The sequence below is a fragment of the Streptomyces sp. NPDC058741 genome (assembly GCF_042746715.1).
Lineage (GTDB): Bacteria > Actinomycetota > Actinomycetes > Streptomycetales > Streptomycetaceae > Streptomyces.
Genome location: NZ_JBHYQH010000013.1, coordinates 121,285 through 139,255 on the forward strand (window position 1 = coordinate 121,285; position 17,971 = coordinate 139,255).

A 17,971-nucleotide genomic window follows, 5' to 3' on the forward strand; every position below is an offset into this window, starting at 1 on the left:
GGGCGCGGACGGTTCCGTGTGTTTGCGACGGGGTTTGTCGGGCCGGGGGCGCGGACGGTTCCGTGTGTTTGCGACGGGGCCTGTCGGCCAGGGCCGAGGCCGTCCCGTATGCCTGCGGCAGGGCCTGCCGGCCGGGACCGTGGTCGTCCCGTATGCCTGCGGCAGGGCCTGCCGGCCGGGACCGTGGCCGGTGCCGCATGCGTGCGGCAGGGCCTGCCGGCCGGGGACCGCCCCGGGGCAGCCTCCCGAAGCGGCGATGTGCCGGATTGTCGCAGCTCATGGTGTGAGGAGGGCCGGGGCTCCCGGTCCTGGTCGGCCCGTTCTCCTTCCCCGGTCCGGTCCGTGCGCGGCCCCGGGGCGGAAAACGGCCCCGACCGCGTTCGATTTCCCAGACGGCGCGGAAGGCGTGGATCCTGGAAGGTGGACGCCCGCCTGGGATCCTCCCCGCACCGCGGGAACGGCTCAGCCCCAGGTTGGTCCTTTCTGCAAGGGAGCCGTCCGGTGATCACATCAATCCGTCTGCCAGGCCGGCATCCGTCACGCTCGGCCAGACCCGGGCCTCCTCATGAGCCGCCCAAGCCGCCGGCGCCGTCACCGAGGCGGTCCTGGACGCGCTGGCTGCTGCCGGTCGCCGCGCTGATCCTGCTGTTCGTGGTGCTGCTGCGGGTCCCCTCCTCCCAGCAGGGCACCTCGCTGTCGTACAGCGACTTCGTCGGCAAGGTCGGCGGCGGCCAGGTCAAGACCGTCGACATCAACGACAAGGGCGCCGTCGAGGGAACCCTGAAGGACGGTACGAAGTTCACCACGCGGATCCCCACCGCCCTGGACAACAGCCGCCTCGAACAGCAGCTGCAGTCCAGGAACGTGGAGATCACCGCGTCCCGGAGCAGCGGCGGCAGCCCCTGGGGGACGCTGCTGGTGCTGTTCCTGCCGCTGCTGCTGATCGTTGGCCTGTTCGTGTGGAGCGGCCGCCGGGCTGCCCGGACCCTGGGCGGAGGGCTCAGCGCCATCGGGCGGGCCCGAGCCAAGATCATCGAGACCGAGCGGCCGACCACCCGCTTCGAGGACGTCGCCGGCTACGAGGGCGTCAAACAGGAGATCAGCGAGATCGTCGACTTCCTGCGCAACCCCGGGCGCTACGCGATCGCCGGAGCCAAGGGACCCCGTGGGGTGATCATGGTGGGGCCGCCGGGCACCGGCAAGACCCTCATCGCCCGCGCCGTGGCCGGCGAGGCGGAAGTGCCGTTCCTGTCGGTGACCGGCTCGGCGTTCGTGGAGATGTTCGTCGGTGTCGGCGCCTCCCGGGTACGGGACCTGTTCGACGAGGCACGCAAACGAGCGCCCTCGATCATCTTCATCGACGAGATCGACGCCGTCGGCAGCCGGCGCGGCGGTGGTGCCCGGCTGGGCGGCAACGACGAACGCGAGCAGACCCTCAACCAGCTCCTCGCCGAGATGGACGGCTTCGACCAGTCCAGCGGCATCGTCGTGCTGGCCGCCACCAACCGGCCCGAGACCCTCGACCCGGCCCTGCTGCGCCCGGGCCGTTTCGACCGGCATGTGACCGTGCCGCTGCCCAACCAGGCCGAGCGGGCGGCGATCCTGGGCGTGCACGCCCGCGGCAAGACCCTGGCACCGGACGTCGACTGGGACGCGGTCGCCCGGGCCACACCGGGCTTCTCCGGAGCGGACCTCGCCAACCTGGTCAACGAGGCCGCCATCAACGCCGTCCGGGCAGGCGGCCCCGTCATCGACGCCAAGGACCTCGACGACGCCCGCGACCGGCTGCTGCTCGGTCGGCGTGAGTCCACCAACGCGCTGCTCCCCGAGGAACGGCACTCCGTGGCCGTCCACGAATCCGGGCACGCGCTCGTGGCGGCGCTGTGCGAGCATGCCGACCCGGTCGCCAAGGTCACCATCCTGCCCTCCGGGCCCGCGCTGGGCGCCACCGAGCAACTGCCCGAAGCGGAGAGGCACCTGTACAGCGAGAGCTATCTGACCGACCTGCTCGCCGTGCGGCTCGGCGGCCGCGCGGCCGAGCTGGTCGTCTTCGGCGAGGGCTCGACCGGCGCCGCCGACGACCTGGCCGGCGCCACCCAGATCGCCGCCCGCATGATCCGCGAGTTCGGCCTGTCCCCGGCCCTCGGCCCCGTCGGATACGGCTCCGGCGCTCCCCGCCACCTCGGCGACGAGTCCACGGAGGAGACGCTGCACCGGCCCTACTCCGAGCAGACCCAGCGCATCGTCGACGAGGAGACGGCCCGGCTGGTGCGGCAGGCCGAGAAACGCGCGGTGGCCCTGCTGCGCGAACACCGCAAGGCGCTGGACGCCCTGGCCGGACTGCTCACCACCCGGGAGACCGTCGACGGATCCGTGGTCCTCGACGTGCTCCGGCGACAGGGACCGCGACCGGACGGCCGCCGTCCCGCCGCAGCGACGGCCGCCACCCCGCCGCAGCCGGGAAAACGACACCCTCCCCGTGAGGGGCGGTGACGCCCGCGGACACGGTGGAGGCGACAGCGGGCCCGCAGCCGAGCACCTCCCCGCTGAGTAGCGGATGCGAGCGGCAGGTCCCGGCGCGGACGGTCGCCGACGTCAGCGGACGGTCGCCGAGGCACACCGACGTAAGGCGCACCGTCACCGACCTGTCACCGGTCTCCGGTGCACGCCACCCCTCGCGGCGGCGAGGACGAGCCCGACGTTCCACCGTGTGCGGCACGCCGTCACCGTCCACCCCGGCTCGATGCGGACCGACGAGGTCCGGCTGCGGTCCGTGCGGGGTCCGGGGGCCGTGCCGAGCCGGCCGACACCTGTTCCTCGATGCCGTGCCGGACACGGACGGCGAGTGCCGCCAGTCGCTCGGAGGCCGTGGCGCGAGGCGCGACCGGCGCCCGGATGCGGCGTGCCGCGGGGGGCAGTTCGGCCAGGTCCGCGGCGAATCTCCCGCGGCACTCGCCGAGGGTGGACCTGCCGCGGGTGCGGTGCCCGTCCCGCATCACCGTCTCCAGCAACGGCCTGCCGTCGTCGGGCGGCGGCTCGCCGGCGAGGCCGATCACGTCGGTGTATCCGGGGCGGCGGAACACCTGCTTCGGGGCCGGTGCCGTCGCCTTGGCCGAGGAGAGCTTCATCACCGGCCGGCCGTCGTACTCCACCATCTTGTAGGCGGAGTCCAGGAAGGGCGCGTCGGCCGAGACCCCGACGCGGGTGCCGACGGCGTAGACGTCGATCGGTGCGCCCGAGCGGACCAGGTCGTCCACGGCGTACTCGTCGAGACTTCCGCTGGCGACGACCCGCACGTCCGGCAGGCCCGCGCCGTCGAGGACGGCCCGTGCCCGCGCCGCCAGGGCCCCGAGGTCGCCGCTGTCCAGCCGTACGGCCGAGCCGGGCCCGAGACCGAGTTCCCGAAGGACGCGCGCCGCGACACGGACGCCCTCCTCGGTGTCGTAGGTGTCCACCAGGAAGGTCACCGGGCCGGGGTGGCACCGTGCGAAGGCGCGGAAGGCGTCTTCCTCCGCGGTGAAAGCCTCCACGAAGGAGTGCGCCATGGTCCCGACGGCAGGGATGCCCACGGTGGTCGCCGCGGCCACGTTGCTGGTCCCGGCGAAGCCGACCATCGCACCGAGCCGGGCCGCCTGGAACCCGGACTGCGGGCCGTGGGCGCGCCGCAGCGAGAAGTCCACCACCGGATGCCCGGCCGCGGCGAGCACGCAGCGCGCGGCCTTCGAGGCGATCGTGGTCTGGTGGCTGAGCTGGTTGAGCACGTACGTCTCGGCCAGTTGCGCCTGCGGAAGGGGTGCCGTCACCTCCAGCAGGGGCTCTCCCGCGAGCACGATCCGCCCTTCCGGCACCGCCCGCACGCTGCCGGTGAACTCAAGGCCGAGCAGAGGCTCCAGATCTCGTGGCGGCCGGTGCAGCGCGGAGGCGAAGGCGTCCACGTCCTCCGGGCCGACCCGCAGACCGGACAGGTAGTCCAGCGCCGACTCCAGCCCGGCGGCCACCAGGAAGCCCCGCTCGGGAGGCAGATCGCGGACGAAGAGGCTGAAGGTGGCCGAGCCGGTCATGCCCTCCCGCACATAGGACATGGCCATCGTCACCTCGTACAGATCGGTGGTGGTCGCATCGGACATGGACGGCACCTCCTCGGCTCTCGCCCGGTCGCCCCCGTCGCCCCCGTCCGTCACCGGCGGCAGCGCGCGGACCGCGGAAGGAGGATCCGAACCTGTCGGACGTCGAACTCCAGGTCTCCGCCCACCAGGACACGTGCCCCCGACGCCACGGCGGCGGCCCTGACACGGCCGGCGAACCCTGTGCGCTCATGAGTCCGCCTCCAGCAGGTCGCCGGTCCTTACCCCGCCGCCTCGTCCCACCATCCAACGGCGGCCGATTCCGGGCACAGGGCCGAACGTCCCTGCGGGGGCCGGCGTCCGGCCTCGCGGTGCCGCCCGCCGACGGGTCCGCCGCCCGGCTGGGGGCCGCGCTCCGGGCGGGAGCCGCGCTCCGGCTGGAGACCGCGCTCCGGCTAGGCCGCGCTCCGGGTGGGGGCCGCGCTCCGGGCGGGGGCCGGTGCCGCCGAACTGCCGGGGAAGGTGATCGCCGAACTGCCCGAGAGGCCGGGTGGAGACGCCGGCCTGTCTGCGGGCCCCTCCGCGTACGGGCCGCCGCCCGCCTCACGCGACCATGTCGTCGACGGTGTAGTCGATCATCGGCCGGACGGTGACGACGCCGTCCACGCCTTTGGCGAGCCGTTCGGCGATCTGGGCGGTGCTGCGGTTCTCGACGTCGCCGCGCAGGGTCACGACACCCTCGACAACGTGGACCTGCACCTCGGTCCCGCCCAGCTGCAGCATCCCCTCGAGGACGTCCTGGCGGATCTCCTCGCGGATCTCCTCGTCGGGCCGCAGGAAGACGCGCAGCAGGTCCGAGCGACTGACGATTCCGATGATGCGGTCCTGATCGTCCACGACGAGCAGTCGCCTGACCCGGTGACGGTCCATCGTCCGGGCCGCCTGGGCGACCGGCCAGTCGGCGTGGGCGGTGACGACGGGGGTGGTCATCAGCCCGGCGGCGTACTCCGCGCGCGCTTTCGCCCTCTCCTGCGTCCAGCCTGGAGGAAGTGCCTGCTCGCCGGACTGCTCGGCCTGCTTGCGCAGCAGGTCGGTCTCGGACACCAGCCCGATCGGCGCACCGTGCTCGTCGGCCACGGGCACGGCGCTGAGGCCATGGGCGGACAAGACGGAGGTGATCTCCTTGAACGGTGTGTCCGGGCGGACGGTGACGACATCGCGTGTCATCACGTCGCTGACGGTGATGTGCTGGGCGCTCATCGTCGCGGCTCCTTCCCGCGTGCGCGCGTCGCGTGGACGCCGGCTCTCGTGCCCCCGTCTTCCACTGTGCGCCTTCCGCGTCCTGCCGCTTACGGGCCGATGGTCCCGAATGTCGAAGGCGTCCCAGGGAACTTCCCTCACCCATGGAACGACGGTCTGCGGTGCCCGCGAACCGCGCGGGCCCTCAGGGCCTCCGGTTGGCTCCCGGTCAGTGCGGCGGTTCGCCGCGGCGGACGGAGCCCGGGGCACGTGGACCGTGGCGGTCGGCCCGCGAGGAGGAGATGAGCTGCCAGGGCACGCTGATCACGATGACGCCGGGAGCGAAGCGCAGGCGTGCCTTGATGCGGAGTGCGGACTGGTTGTGCAGCAGGTTCTCCCACCAGCGGCCGACGACGTACTCGGGGATGTAGACGCCGACCATGTCGCGCGGGCTCTCGCGGCTGAGGGAGCGTACGTAGTCGACGACCGGCCTGGTGACCTCGCGGTACGGGGAGTCCAGGACCTTGAGGGGGACGTCGATGCCGAGTCGCTGCCACTGGGCTTCCAGCGCGCGTGCCTCGTCCTGGTCGACTGCGACGGTGAGCGCCTCCAGCCGGTCGGGCCTGGACGCGCGGGCATAGGCCAGTGCCCGGAGTGTCGGTTTGTGGACGTTGGAGACCAGCACGATCGCCAGGACACGGGAGGGGGAGGTGAGGTCGGTGTGCGGATCGGTGCTGGTCAGCTCGGCGGTGGTGCGGTCGTAGCGCCCGCGGATGGCGCGCATCAGCAGCCACAGCATTCCGGCGGCGAGTACGGCCAGCCAGGCGCCGTCGAGGAACTTCGTGAACAGGACCACCAGCAGGACCAGGCCGGTGAACACCGCGCCGACCGCGTTGATGACCCTGGCGGTGTGCCGGCGGCGGCGCAGCGCGGGGTCGTTCCCTGTGGCCAGGACCTGGTTCCAGTGCCGGACCATGCCGGTCTGCGAGAGTGTGAAGGAGGTGAAGACGCCCAGGATGTACAGGTGGATCAGGGCCGTGACGCTGGCTCTGAATCCCCACAGCAGCAGGCCCGCGGTGACAGCCAGTGCCACGATGCCGTTGGAGAAGGCGAGCCTGTCGCCGCGGTTGTGCAGCTGGCGGGGCAGGTAGCGGCGCTGGGCGAGGACCGACGAGAGCAGCGGGAAACCGTTGAACGCGGTGTTCGCGGCGAGGATCAGGACGAGCGCGGTGGCGGCCTGGACGTAGTAGAAGCCGGCGCTTCCCTCCCCTCCGAAGACCGCGGCGGCGATCTGGGCGATGACGGTGCGCTGCTGGTAGGCGGAACAGTCCTGGCCGAGGCCGGTGAGCCGGCAGGCGTCATCGGCGATGTGGACCTTGGAGACGATCGCCAGAGTGGTGACACCGACGAACATGGTGACGGCGATGAGGCCCATCACGGCCAGGGTGATCGCCGCGTTGCGCGCCTTGGGCCTGCGGAAGGCGGGAACGCCGTTGGAGATCGCCTCCACACCGGTCAACGCGGTGCAGCCGTTGGAGAACGCGCGCAGGACCAGCAGCACCAGCGCGACACCCGCGAGCTGTGCGTCGCCCTGCTGTGGCCGGATGCCGTACGAGGCGCTCTCCGCGACCGGCGCGTCCCCGGCCAGGTACCGGAAGAGCCCGGTGGCGATCATGAGGAACACGCCGCTGACGAACAGGTACGTCGGCGCGGCGAAGGCCCGCCCGGACTCGCGTACCCCCCGGAGGTTCACCACCGCGAGGAGAGCCACGAAACCCACGGCCATCGGCACTCGCTGTGCGTGCAACTGGGGGACCGCGGAGATGATGTTGTCCACGCCGGAAGCCACCGACACGGCCACCGTCATCACGTAGTCGACCAGCAGGGCAGCCCCCACCACCAGGCCGGCGTTCTCGCCGAGGTTCGCGGACACGACCTCGTACGAGCCCCCACCGCTCGGGTAGGCGCGCACGACCTGCTGGTACGACAGCACCACCACCGTCATCAGCGCGACGACCGCCGCCGCGATCCACGGCGTGAAACGCACATACGCCAGCCCGCCCAGCGTGAGCACCACCAGGATCTCCTGCGTCGCGTAGGCAACCGACGACAGTGGGTCCGAGGCGAAGATCGGCAGAGCCAGGCGCTTGGGAAGCAACGCCTGGCCCGCCTCGCTGCTGCGCAGGGCACGGCCGACCAAGAGCCGCTTCGCCACCTCAGAGATCCTGATCACATAAGCGAAGGTAGAGCGGAAGCCTGCCGATCAGAAGCACCGTCGCCCCGACGCCGCCCGCACTTCGTGTGCGGCCTCTGCCTGCCAGCGGTTGACGCCGATGTCCGTCAGCGAACCGCGCAAGCGCCATGGCCCCGGCCACCGCCCTCACCCAACCCGGCCATGCCGGCCACTGCGGACCTTCGCGAGACCGGTCGCCGAGCCACACCACGCCCACCAGAGCCGGGCCCACCCGTTACCGGACGGTCCGAAGCGAAGCCGATCATCGTCAGCCCCGCGCGGACAGCCGCGACGGCGCCGCACCGGGACCGGCTCACCGGATGCGGAGCAGTCGGACGGCGGCCACAGCCGTGACGGCGAGGCCGGCGGCGAGCGCCGCGCTCGCCGCGTGCAGCGGGAGGGACCGCAGCGCGAGGATCGCGGACCGTGCCAAGGGCTCCCGCAGCTCCTATCGTCACATCATGGAGTGGTTTCGGCCGGGCCGGCAGCCCAAGAGCAGTCTCGGGAGGCTCTCGCGGCGCTGCTACCTGTCGGCGGTCTGGTATCTGCGGACGGTGGCGTGCATCAACTTTCTCGCCGCGGTGTGGGTCTCCTTCGGCAACGACATCCGGCGCCACAACGACAACGAATTCTTCACGCCCTACCTGGTGACAGCCGGGTACTTCACCGGCTCCGTATCGCTCTTCCTGGCCATCACCATGCGGCGTCGCAAGCGCGCGGCGTGGATTCTCAATCTCGTGCTCGCCTGCCTGGTCATGGCCCTGTCCTCCGTGGCGTTGGGGCTGCCGGTTTACCGGCAGCATGCCCAGAACTGGGTCTCTGTGTTCCTCACCACGCTCTTCGTCGCCGCCCTCCTGGGCGGGCGACGCGAGTTCCACGCGAAGGGCGACCGGTCCAATCCGAAGCTGGCGGCGTCCGTCGCAGCGGGGGGCTTCCTGGCGTGCTCCCTGCTCGCCGCCGCCCTGGTCACGGTGTCCAACACGGACCCCGACGCCGGGAGCTCCACCTTCCTGCAGCGGTGGCACTACGGGGTGCTCCGCATGATCTCCCTCGCCTACGACGACGTTCACTTCGGGAACATCACCACGCCCGGGTGGACCAACGTCCTGATCAACATCCTGAGCACCGTGCTGGTTGTGCTGGTCCTGTACGCCGCCTTCCGCTCGCGTCGGGCCGTCGATGCCATGACGGACAACGACCTCGGAGGGCTGCGCACGCTGCTGGAGCAGCACGGGGAACGTGACTCCCTGGGTTATTTCGCGCTGCGGCGCGACAAGAGCGTCATGTGGTCACCGTCGGGCAAGTCCGCCATCACCTACCGGGTGGTGAGCGGGGTGTCGCTGGCGTCCGGCGACCCGATCGGCGACCCGGAGGCCTGGCCGGGCGCGATCGAACCGTGGCTGTCCCAGGCCCGGGAGCACGGATGGACTCCGGCCGTGATCGGCGCCGGCGAGACGGCGGGCATCATCTACACCCGCTGCGGTCTGAACGCCCTGGAACTGGGCGACGAAGCGATTGTCGATGTCGGTGAGTTCACCCTCGAAGGCCGTGCCATGCGCGGTGTCCGGCAGGCCTATCGCCGTATCGAACGGGCAGGCTTCACCGTCCGGATCCGTCGCCATGAGGACATCCCGCCCGAGGAGATGGACGAACTGATCCGGCTCGCGGACGACTGGCGCGACGGTGAGACGGAACGCGGTTTCTCCATGGCACTGGGGCGCCTCGGGGACCCGGAGGACGGCCGCTGCGTGATGGTCGTCTGTTACGACGGGAAACGTCCCTGCGGCCTGCTCAGCTTCGTGCCCTGGGGCGACGAAGGGCTGTCCCTGGACCTTATGCGCCGGGACCGCCACTCCGAGAACGGCCTGTTCGAGTTCATGGTCCTGAAGCTGATCGAGCACGCTGCGGGGATCGGCATCCGCCGGATCTCCCTCAACTTCGCGATGTTCCGCTCCGTCTTCGAGCGCGGCTCCCGGCTCGGCGCCGGCCCGGTCCTGCGCATGTGGCGCTCACTGCTCAGCTTCTTCTCCCGCTGGTGGCAGATCGAGTCGCTCTACCGTGCCAACGCCAAGTACCGGCCGGTCTGGGAACCGCGATTCCTGCTCTTCGAGAAGAGCACCGACCTGCTGCGCATCACCGTGGCAAGCGCCCGCGCCGAAGGGTTCCTGCAAGCCCCGGGCCTGCCCAAATGGCTCAACCGGCAGCACATGAGGAGTAGCGGGTGATCTTCTCGTGGAGCCCGTCGTCACACGTCACCTCCATTCCCTTCGCGAAGGCGATACGGGTGGTGGCGTCGTCGTACCAGGTCACGTGGAGCACTCCGGCCGCGACCGTCACCTTGATGATGGCCAGGTCCGCGGGAATGGCGGGTGGTTCCGCGCTGAGTGCGGCGACAGCGGCGTAGCTGCGGGTGCCCGCTGCAGCAGGCCTGGTCCGGGCGGGGCGCGGACCCGGTCGTGTCCTTCGCAGGGCAGCGGGGTTTCGGAAGCGGTCCACCAGGGGTGCTCGGCGTCGGCGAGCAGTGCCACGAACGCCTTTGACGCCCAGTAAGGGGAGGCAGGACCCGAGTATGCCTGCACGGCAGGAGCGTGCGGGCCGTACCAGCGCAGGGTCAGCAAGCCCTGTTCGTCTACGGCGCCACGTTCGAGGAAGTGCCGAAGGCAGCCGCTGATCAGGTGGCGCGAGGTTCCCGGTGTCAGCGGGGTGTGGCCGGTGACTGCGCCCAGAGCGACGGCGGAGGCCGCGGCGAAGCGGTAGGTGAGCGAACGGCCGAAGTGGATCGGGGAGCCGTCGGCGGCGAAGAGCAGGGCGAAGCTCTCCAGGTGTGCGCGCAGGCGTGGCCCGTAGACGTCGAGCAGTTCGGTGTCCCGGGTCAGGTGTGCCCTGGAGCATCGGGTACAGGTGCAGTGCCCAGCCCTTGTCGTGGTCGTAGGCGCGGCCGTCGCCGTCGCAGTACCAGCCGTCGCCGTGGTACCAGCTCTCCAGGAGTTCCCGGGCGCGGCGGCGGGCGTGCTCGGTCTCTCCGTCGCCGCGCCCGACCGCTTCGAGGAAGGAAGCGACCGTGAAGGGGAACAGGTACCAGTTGTTCGGTGAGGGCGTGTGGCGCAGCGCGTCGCGGAGCCAGCGCTCCGTGCGGGCCTGTACGGCCGGGTCCAGGTGGTCCCAGAGCCCGGGGCGGGTCAGCTGCAGGCCGAGTGCCATGGAGGCGGATTCCACCATGGGCTGGCCCTGGACATGGATGTCGCGGATGAGGGGCCAGGACTCGAGGTCGTCGCGCCCGGGCGTGCGGGTGCCGGCGGTCAGCCCGTCCGCGTACCGGCCCAGCCAGTCGTGCGGTCGGCGCCGCCGGCCCCGGCGATCCGGAAGGCGGCGGCCAGGAACGTCCGGGCGTAACCCTCCAGGCCGTCGGAGCGGGTCCCTGAAGACGGACCGGCGGCCGGGCAGATCGAGCAGGGCGCCGCCCGGGGTGGCCCGGCGTCACGCCGTGGCCAGCAGGCCGTCGGCCGTGGCCTGCCAGTGCGCCCGGGTGTACCCCGTGTGAGGGCTGAGGGCCTGGTCGGGTCCGGGCAGTCGCCGGGCGGAGGTCATGCCAGGAACGCCGCCCTCCCGGCGAGTACCGGGTGTGTGAAGGTCGCGCCTGCGGCCCATCGGACGATCTCCTCGGTGGCGAGCGTTGTCAGCCGGTGCCATTCGTTGCCCTGGGAACCCGCCAGATGGGGGGTGATCAGCGCGTTGTCGCAGGTCCACAGCGGGTGGTCGGCGGGAAGCACCTCGGGCTCGGTGACGTCCAGCACCGCGCGGACGCGTCCGGCGGTGACGGCATCGGTCAGGGCATGCTGGTCGACGATCGCCCCGCGGGCCGTGTTGAGCAGGACCGCGTCCGGGCGCATGGAGTCGATCAGTTCGCGCGTGACGAGGCCCCGCGTCTCGGGGAGCAGTGGCGTGTGGACGCTGACCAGATCGCTCTCGGTGAACAGCTCGGGCAGTGTGACCGGCCGCGTGCCGAGTGCCGCCGCCTCGGCGGCGTCGACGTGGGGATCGTGCAGCAGGATCGGGAGGTCGTAGGGGCGCAGCAGTTCGATGACGCGGCGGCCGACGAGCGAGGCGGACAGGATGCCGATGGTCCGCTGGTGGTTGCCCAGGTGGCCGGGGAGGCTCAGCCAGTCGTCGGCCGTGCGCGTCCTGCGGTAGTGGTGGGCGCGTTCCAGTACGCGTTTGCCGCTCAGCAGGATCATGGCGACGGTGTACTCGGCCACCGGCAGGGCATTGGCGGACGCGGCGGAGGAGACCGCGATGCCGCGTTCCCAGCAGGCGTCGGTCACCAGGCCGCGTATGGAGCCGGCGGTGTGCACGATGGCGCGCAGCCGGGGTGCCGCCCTCAGCGCGTCTTCGTCGACGGGCGGGCATCCCCAGCCGGTCAGGAGGACCTCGGCGGTGGCGAGGGCCTCGGCCGCTTCCGGTGTGGTGAAGTCGTCCAGAGGCGGCATCGGGTACAGGTCGCAGGCTTCGGTCAGACGGCGCCGGGTGGTGTCGTTCAGGAGGGCTGCTGCGGTGGCGGGGGCCATGGCGGTCACGACGCGCGGGCGGCGTCGGGTCGTGTGCCCGTGCCCGCGAGACGGTTCTGGCATGAACTACTCTCCGTGGGAGGCGGTCGGAAGACGAGGCTGGTGCACGGGTTCGGGTGACCGGGCCGGGGCCGGTCGGGGGCCCGGGGTCAGGCGGATTCCCTGATCACCAAGTGGGTGGGCAGGATCAGCGGCGTGGGGTTCTCGCCGTTGATGAGCCGAAGGAGCATGCGGGTCATCTCCCGGCCGAGGGCTTCGATGGGCTGGCGGACCGTGGTCAGGGCCGGGTGGGTGTGCTGCGCGGTCACGATGTCGTTGAAGCCGACGACGGCGACGTCCTCGGGCACGCCGCGGCCGCGCTCGCGCAGGATGCGCAGGGCGGCGGCCGCCATGGCGTCCGAGGCGACGAAGACCGCGTCCAGGTCGGGGTGCTCATCGAGCAGTCGCTCCATGGCCGCGGCACCGCCGGCCTCGCTGAAGTCCGCCTGCGCCACGCGCTGGTCCGAGAGCCCGGCCAGTGCCATGGCTTCGCGGAACCCCAGGTACCGCGAGACGCCCGCGTGCATGTCGAGGGGACCGGTGATGGTGCCGACGGCCCGGCGTCCGTCGGCGATGAGGTACTCCGTGGCCTCCCGGGCTCCGCCCCGGTTGTCGGCGTCGACGTAGTACCGCGGGGCCCGTTCCAGCGGCCGGCCGCCGTAGACGACGGGAAGGCCGCCGCCCTCGGCCACCTTGGCCAGGGGGTCGTTCTCCCGCAGGGCCAGCAGCATGACCCCGTCCGCGCCCCGGGACTGCAGGACACGGGCGAGGCGGTCACGGCCGCGTTCGGTGGCGGCCATGACCAGCAGCAGTTCCAGGTCGGTCTCCTCCATGACGGCGTTGACGCCGGCGATCACCTCGGCGAAGAACTGGTTCGCGAACAGCGCCGGGTCGTCACTGGAGATCGCCAGAACGACCGCGCCCCGTTTCTGGGTGGCCAGGGACCGGGCCGCGCCGCTGGGGACGTAGCCGAGTTCGTCGATGGCGGTGCGGACGGCTTCCAGGGCTTTCCGGCTGACGTGCGGGTGATGGTTGAGTACACGGGACACCGTCCCGCGGGAGACTCCGGCGCGCTCTGCCACCTCGTCGAGCGTGGGCTGCCGACTGCTCATGATGTACGACCCTCAATCCCCTGGTCTGCGGAAGCTAGCTGCACTGTCAGCGGTTCCAAAGTATCCGGCCGCGCCTGCCACCGGTCGCTCAACCGGTGCCGCCGCGGATCAGACGGGCGTACCAGTGGGCGCTGTCCTTGAGCGTGCGCTGCTGGGTGGTGTAGTCGACGTGGACGAGCCCGAAGCGGTGGCGGTAGCCGAAGGACCACTCGAAGTTGTCCAGGAGGGACCAGACGAAGTAGCCGCGCAGGTCGACGCCCTGTTCCAGCGCCCTGGCGCAGGCGTCGATGTGGCTGTCGAGGTAGTTCACACGGGTGATGTCCCGCAGGCCCTCGTCCACCGCGGCGCCGTTCTCGGTCACGTACAGGGGCAGGGAAGGGTGCTCGGCGTGCAGGCGGACCAGGAGCGCGAGCAGTCCGTCCGCATCGATCTCCCACCCCATGGCGGTCTTGGGGCGCCGGCCGTCGGCCGTCCGCACATGCCGCGAGCCCGGGTAGGCGTGGTTCTGGGCGGTGTCGGAGGCCGCGACGAGCAGGGGCGAGTAGTAGTTGATGCCCAGGAAGTCCAGGGGTGTGGAGATGGCGGCCAGATCGCCGTCGCGGACGGGGCCGGGCTCGCCCACCTCACGCAGGTCGTCCATGACGTCCTGGGGGTAGGCGCCGTGCAGGAGCGGGTCGAGGAAGAGACGGTTCTGCATGCCGTCGATGCGTCGCGCCGCGTCGACATCCTCGATCCGGGTGGTGAGGGCGCGCACGTCGGTGAGGTTGAGTGTGATGCCTGCCTTCGCCTCGGGCATGGCCTGGAGTGCCAGACCGTGCCCGAGCAGCAGGTGGTGGACGGCCCGCAGTGCCGCGGCCGGTTCGCGGCGGCCGGGGGCGTGGCGGCCCGTGGCGTAGCCGAGGAAGGCCGAGCACCACGGCTCGTTCAGGGTGGTCCAGTGCTCCACGCGGTCGCCGAGCGCGTCATGGACGGCGGAGGCGTAGTCCGCGAAGCGCAGTGCCGTGTCGCGGGCGGGCCAGCCGCCGGCGTCTTCCAACGCCTGGGGCAGGTCCCAGTGGTAGAGGGTCGGCCAGGGCTGGATGCCGTGCTCCAGCAAGCTGTCGGTCAGCCGGCGGTAGAAGTCCAGTCCGCGCTGGTTGACCGGCCCTGCGCCGTCCGGCTGGATACGGGGCCAGGCGAGAGAGAACCGGTAGGCGCCCAGGCCCATGCGGGCCATCAGGGCGACGTCGTCGCGGTAGCGGTGGTAGTGGTCGGCGGCGACGGCACCGGTGTCGCCGCCCTCGACGGCGCCCGGGGTCGCCGCGAAGGTGTCCCAGATGGAGGGGCCGCGTCCGTCCTCGGTGACGGCACCCTCGATCTGGTAGCTGGAGGTGGCCGCACCCCACACGAAGCGGGGCGGGAACGCCTTGGCTCCCTGGGGACGCTGGGACAGGCCGGGCTCGGTGACGTTGCTCACGCTTTCACGGCTCCTTCCATGATGCCGCCGATGATCTGGCGGCCGGAGACGGCGAAGACCACGAGCAGCGGCACAGTCGCGACAAGGGCTCCGGAGAACATCAGGGTGTAGTCGGTGTAGTAGCCGGTGGACAGCTGGTTGAGGGCGAACTGAACGGTGGGGTTGTCCTGTTCCAGAACGGCCAGGGGCCACAGGAACTCGTTCCACGCACCCATGAACGTGAACAGGGCGAGCACGCCGGCGCCGGGGCGCAGGGCGGGCAGGACGACCGTCCAGTAGATGCGGAAGGTGGTGCAGCCGTCCACGCGGGCCGCCTCGATGAGCTCGTCGGGCACGGCACGCTCGGCGTACTGGCGCATCAGGAACACGCCGAAGGCGGAGACGAGGAACGGGACGATGACGGCCTGGAGCCGGTTGGTCCAGCCGAAATCCACCATGATCATGTACAGCGGGATGATGCCCATCTGCACCGGGACCATCATGGTGCCCAGAATGGCGAGGAGCAGGAAGTTCTTGCCCCTGAAGCGCAGTTTGGCGAAGGCGAAGCCGGCGAGCGTGCTGAAGAAGACCACCGAGACGGTGATGGTCAGGGAGGCGATCGCCGAGTTCACCATGCCCTTGAGGAAGTGGGCGCCCTCGGTCTGGAAGAGCCGGGTGACGTTGTCGAGGAACTCGCCGCCGGGCACCAGCGGGGGCGGCCAGTCCCCCACGACGTCGTTGGAGCGGCTGGCGACGACGAAGAGCCAGTACAGGGGGAAGGCGGACAGTGCGATGGCGGCCAGGAGGGTTACGTAGACCAGGGGTGAGGAGGACTTGCGCACGGTCACTTCATCCTTCGTACGAGCAGGTAGTTGACGACCGTCAGCAGCATGATGATCAGGAAGATCATCCAGGCGACGGCGGAGCCGTATCCGTAGTCGTAGTTCTTGAAGGCCTTCTCGAACATGAACATGGACAGCGTCTGGAACTGCCGCAGGCTGCCGCCGGTGATCGCGTCGCCGCCCTGGCCGAAGATGAGCGGTTCGGTGAACAACTGCAGGCCGTGGATGGTGGAGGAGATCACCGTGAAGATCACCGCCGGGCGGATCATCGGGACGGTGATGCTCCACAGCTGCCGGCCGCGGCCGGCGCCGTCGAGGTCCGCGGCTTCGTACAGCTCGCGGGGGATCGACTGCATGGCGGCCAGGTAGATCAGCGCGTTGTAGCCGGTCCACCGCCAGTCGACCATGACCGAAACGGCCGTCCAGGACGACCACTTGTCGGCCCGCCAGTCCACCGGGGCGATGCCCAGCAGGTCCAGCAGACCGTTCACCATGCCGGCGTCGCGGTCGAAGATCTGGCTGAAGACGATGCCCACGGCCGCGACCGAGGTCACGATCGGCAGCAGGATGCCCAGGCGCAGCAGCGTCATGTGGCGCAGCTTCTGGTTGAGCAGGTTCGCGAGGACCAGTGCCAGCACCAGCTGGGGCATGGTGGCCAGGACGAGCATGCCCAGGGTGTTGACCGTGGCGTTCCAGAAGTCGGGGTCCGCGAACAGGTCCGCGTAGTTGTCGAACCCGATGAAGCCCCCCTGGCCGCTCATCTGCCAGTCGTGCAGGGAGACCCAGGCGGTGTAGCCCAGCGGGTAGAGACCGAAGACGGCGAACAGGACGAAGAAGGGGGCGATGAAGAGATAGGGCGAGCCGGTCTTGTCCAGACGGGACAGGATCCGTCTGCGGGAGTCGGGGGACGGGTCGGCTTGTGCCTCGTCCCGGATCGCGGGGCGTGGCCGGAGCTGGGTGGCCAAGGTGGTTCCTTCGGATGGGATGGGCCGGGCACGGCGGCGGCGGGACCCGTACGCGCGAGCCGGTCAGGTGACTCACCGCGATGTGGCCCCGCCGCAGCACCGCCGTGCCCGGCGTCGTGGCGGGGGTTATCGGACGAGGCGCTCGGCGTCCCCGACCGCCTTGTCCCATCCCTCGTCGGGCGAGAGCTTGCCCTGTTCCACGGCGGTGAGCGCGGCGACGACCGCGTCGTTGATCGGGATGTTCTGCGGCCCGAGGTGGACGGGCTTGAGCGCCTTGACGCTCTCACCGAAGATCTTGCCGACCGGGGCGTTCGAGAAGTACGGGGCGCTGTACCCCTTGACCGCGGGGCTGTCGATGGCCTTCAGAGCGGAGGGGAAGTTGCCCTTCGCCTTGAAGGCGGTGGTCTGCCCCTGGGCGTTGGTCAGGAACTTCACCAGGTCAGCGGCCTCTTCGGGGTGGTCGCTCTGCTGGGGGACGGCCAGGAACGAACCGCCGCGCACGGCGCCGTTGCCCGGCACCCTGGCGACATCCCACTTGCCCGCGTTCTCCTCGCCGGACTGCTGCTCGATCATGCCGAGCATCCAGGACGGGCACGGAATCGTGGCGAAGGTGCCCTTCTTGAAGCCCGCGTTCCACTGGGGACTCCACGGGGCGACGTTGCCCGACAGGCCGGCGTCGACCATCTCGGTGGTCTGGTCCCAGGCGGACCTCACCGCCGGGTTGGAGTCGATGACCAGCTTGTTGGCGGTGTCGTAATAGGTGTGGTCGCTCTGCTGCATCAGGATGTTCTGATAGACGCTGCCGGCGGAGTCGAAGAAGTGGGCGTCGGTCTTGGCCTTGGAGAACCTGACACCGGTGGCCAGGTAGTCGTCCCAGGTCGGCCACAGGGCGCCGACCTCGTCCCGGTCGGTGGGCAGCCCGGCCTTCTCGAACAGGTCGGTGCGGTAGCACATGCCCTGTGCGCCGACGTCGGTTCCCAGGCCCACGAGCTGCTTGCCGTCACGGGTCAGCGCCTGGCTCCACTTCCAGTCCAGGTACTCGCTCTTCAGCGAACCCGCGCCGTACTCCAGCAGGTTGACGAACTGGTCGGGAGCCGTCATGTACTGGCTGAGGTTGCCCTCCTCGATCGCGACGACGTCACCGGCACCACGCCCGGTGGCGATCCACTGCTGGAGCTTGGGCGCGTAGTCGCCGAGCTTGGCGATGTTCTCTTCCTTGATGTCGATGTTGGGGTGTGCGGCCTCGTACTTCTCGTAGAGGTCGTCGTAGCCGAACTGGGCGAACGTCTTGACCACCAGCGTGATCCTCCCGGATCCGCTGTCGCCGTCGCCGCTGCCGCAGGCCGCCAGTGAGGTCAGGGATGCAGCGGCCGTGAGGGCCGCCAGGGTTCGCGTGAGTCGTCTCATTGCACGTTTCCTCTTCTCGCGCCGGGCAGGATTCCGGGAGCGGTAACAGCTCGGCACGACGGGCACTTCG

Annotated in this window: 12 protein-coding genes and 1 pseudogene; 2 read left to right on the plus strand and 11 right to left on the minus strand. The window is 70.6% G+C overall.

From position 1 onward, the window contains the following. Positions 1 to 501: 501 nt before the first annotated feature. Positions 502 to 2,493 carry an ATP-dependent zinc metalloprotease FtsH gene (gene ftsH, locus ACFW6P_RS13870; RefSeq protein WP_386423739.1) on the plus strand — a complete coding sequence of 664 codons (1,992 nt, stop codon included), beginning with the start codon at positions 502 to 504 and terminating at the stop codon, positions 2,491 to 2,493. Positions 2,494 to 2,723: 230 nt separating this feature from the next. Here ftsH and ACFW6P_RS13875 read toward each other — a convergent pair whose 3' ends face one another. The 3 genes from ACFW6P_RS13875 to ACFW6P_RS13885 form a co-directional block, all read right to left on the minus strand. Continuing rightward, on the minus strand, positions 2,724 to 4,127 hold the full coding sequence (locus ACFW6P_RS13875; RefSeq protein WP_386423741.1) for a nicotinate phosphoribosyltransferase: 1,404 nt from the start codon (positions 4,125 to 4,127) through the stop codon (positions 2,724 to 2,726). A 540-nt stretch (positions 4,128 to 4,667) separates the two neighbouring features. Beyond that, on the minus strand, positions 4,668 to 5,324 hold the full coding sequence (locus tag ACFW6P_RS13880; protein WP_386354544.1) for a CBS domain-containing protein: 657 nt from the start codon (positions 5,322 to 5,324) through the stop codon (positions 4,668 to 4,670). Between the two features lie 208 nt (positions 5,325 to 5,532). After that, a complete protein-coding gene (locus ACFW6P_RS13885) occupies positions 5,533 to 7,536 on the minus strand; it encodes an APC family permease (protein WP_386354542.1) in 2,004 nt (667 codons plus the stop codon). 461 nt (positions 7,537 to 7,997) lie between these two features. Here ACFW6P_RS13885 and ACFW6P_RS13890 point away from each other — a divergent pair, with 461 nt between their 5' ends. Then, positions 7,998 to 9,761 carry a phosphatidylglycerol lysyltransferase domain-containing protein gene (locus ACFW6P_RS13890; RefSeq protein ID WP_386354539.1) on the plus strand — a complete coding sequence of 588 codons (1,764 nt, stop codon included), beginning with the start codon at positions 7,998 to 8,000 and terminating at the stop codon, positions 9,759 to 9,761. Here ACFW6P_RS13890 and ACFW6P_RS13895 read toward each other — a convergent pair. The 8 genes and pseudogenes from ACFW6P_RS13895 to ACFW6P_RS13930 all read right to left on the minus strand — a co-directional run bounded on the left by ACFW6P_RS13895 (position 9,730) and on the right by ACFW6P_RS13930 (position 17,901). Further along, positions 9,730 to 9,873, minus strand: a complete 144-nt coding sequence (locus tag ACFW6P_RS13895) for a hypothetical protein (RefSeq protein WP_386354536.1) — start codon at positions 9,871 to 9,873, stop codon at positions 9,730 to 9,732. The genes ACFW6P_RS13890 and ACFW6P_RS13895 overlap by 32 nt on opposite strands. 65 nt (positions 9,874 to 9,938) lie before the next feature. Next, positions 9,939 to 11,124 (minus strand): annotated as a pseudogene (locus tag ACFW6P_RS13900) (DUF2264 domain-containing protein); the annotation flags it as partial. Beyond that, positions 11,121 to 12,164: a hydroxyacid dehydrogenase gene (locus ACFW6P_RS13905; protein WP_386354533.1), complete on the minus strand. Its 1,044-nt coding sequence runs from the start codon at positions 12,162 to 12,164 to the stop codon at positions 11,121 to 11,123. The gene ACFW6P_RS13905 and the pseudogene ACFW6P_RS13900, both read right to left, overlap by 4 nt. 86 nt (positions 12,165 to 12,250) lie before the next feature. Next, positions 12,251 to 13,252, minus strand: a complete 1,002-nt coding sequence (locus ACFW6P_RS13910; RefSeq protein WP_386354530.1) for a LacI family DNA-binding transcriptional regulator — start codon at positions 13,250 to 13,252, stop codon at positions 12,251 to 12,253. An 88-nt stretch (positions 13,253 to 13,340) separates the two neighbouring features. Continuing rightward, positions 13,341 to 14,708, minus strand: coding sequence for a GH1 family beta-glucosidase (locus ACFW6P_RS13915; protein WP_386354527.1), 1,368 nt, complete (start codon positions 14,706 to 14,708; stop codon positions 13,341 to 13,343). Beyond that, positions 14,705 to 15,535: a carbohydrate ABC transporter permease gene (locus ACFW6P_RS13920; RefSeq protein ID WP_386354524.1), complete on the minus strand. Its 831-nt coding sequence runs from the start codon at positions 15,533 to 15,535 to the stop codon at positions 14,705 to 14,707. Before ACFW6P_RS13920 ends, ACFW6P_RS13915 begins: the two co-directional genes overlap by 4 nt. Continuing rightward, positions 15,532 to 16,494: a carbohydrate ABC transporter permease gene (locus ACFW6P_RS13925; protein ID WP_386354521.1), complete on the minus strand. Its 963-nt coding sequence runs from the start codon at positions 16,492 to 16,494 to the stop codon at positions 15,532 to 15,534. The genes ACFW6P_RS13920 and ACFW6P_RS13925 overlap by 4 nt, the downstream gene beginning before the upstream one ends. A gap of 126 nt (positions 16,495 to 16,620) precedes the next feature. Continuing rightward, entirely contained in the window at positions 16,621 to 17,901 is a 1,281-nt protein-coding gene (locus ACFW6P_RS13930; protein ID WP_386354518.1) for an ABC transporter substrate-binding protein, read from the minus strand. Positions 17,902 to 17,971: the final 70 nt, after the last annotated feature.

What these genes read in the sequence shown, in the direction of transcription:
- ACFW6P_RS13890 (WP_386354539.1), top strand. Translation starts at nt 7,998, where the DNA reads ATGGAGTGGTTTCGGCCGGGCCGGCAGCCCAAGAGCAGTCTCGGGAGG.
- ACFW6P_RS13880 (WP_386354544.1), bottom strand. Translation starts at nt 5,324, where the DNA reads ATGAGCGCCCAGCACATCACCGTCAGCGACGTGATGACACGCGATGTC.
- ACFW6P_RS13910 (WP_386354530.1), bottom strand. Translation starts at nt 13,252, where the DNA reads ATGAGCAGTCGGCAGCCCACGCTCGACGAGGTGGCAGAGCGCGCCGGA.
- ACFW6P_RS13930 (WP_386354518.1), bottom strand. Translation starts at nt 17,901, where the DNA reads ATGAGACGACTCACGCGAACCCTGGCGGCCCTCACGGCCGCTGCATCC.
- ACFW6P_RS13905 (WP_386354533.1), bottom strand. Translation starts at nt 12,164, where the DNA reads ATGCCAGAACCGTCTCGCGGGCACGGGCACACGACCCGACGCCGCCCG.
- ACFW6P_RS13875 (WP_386423741.1), bottom strand. Translation starts at nt 4,127, where the DNA reads ATGTCCGATGCGACCACCACCGATCTGTACGAGGTGACGATGGCCATG.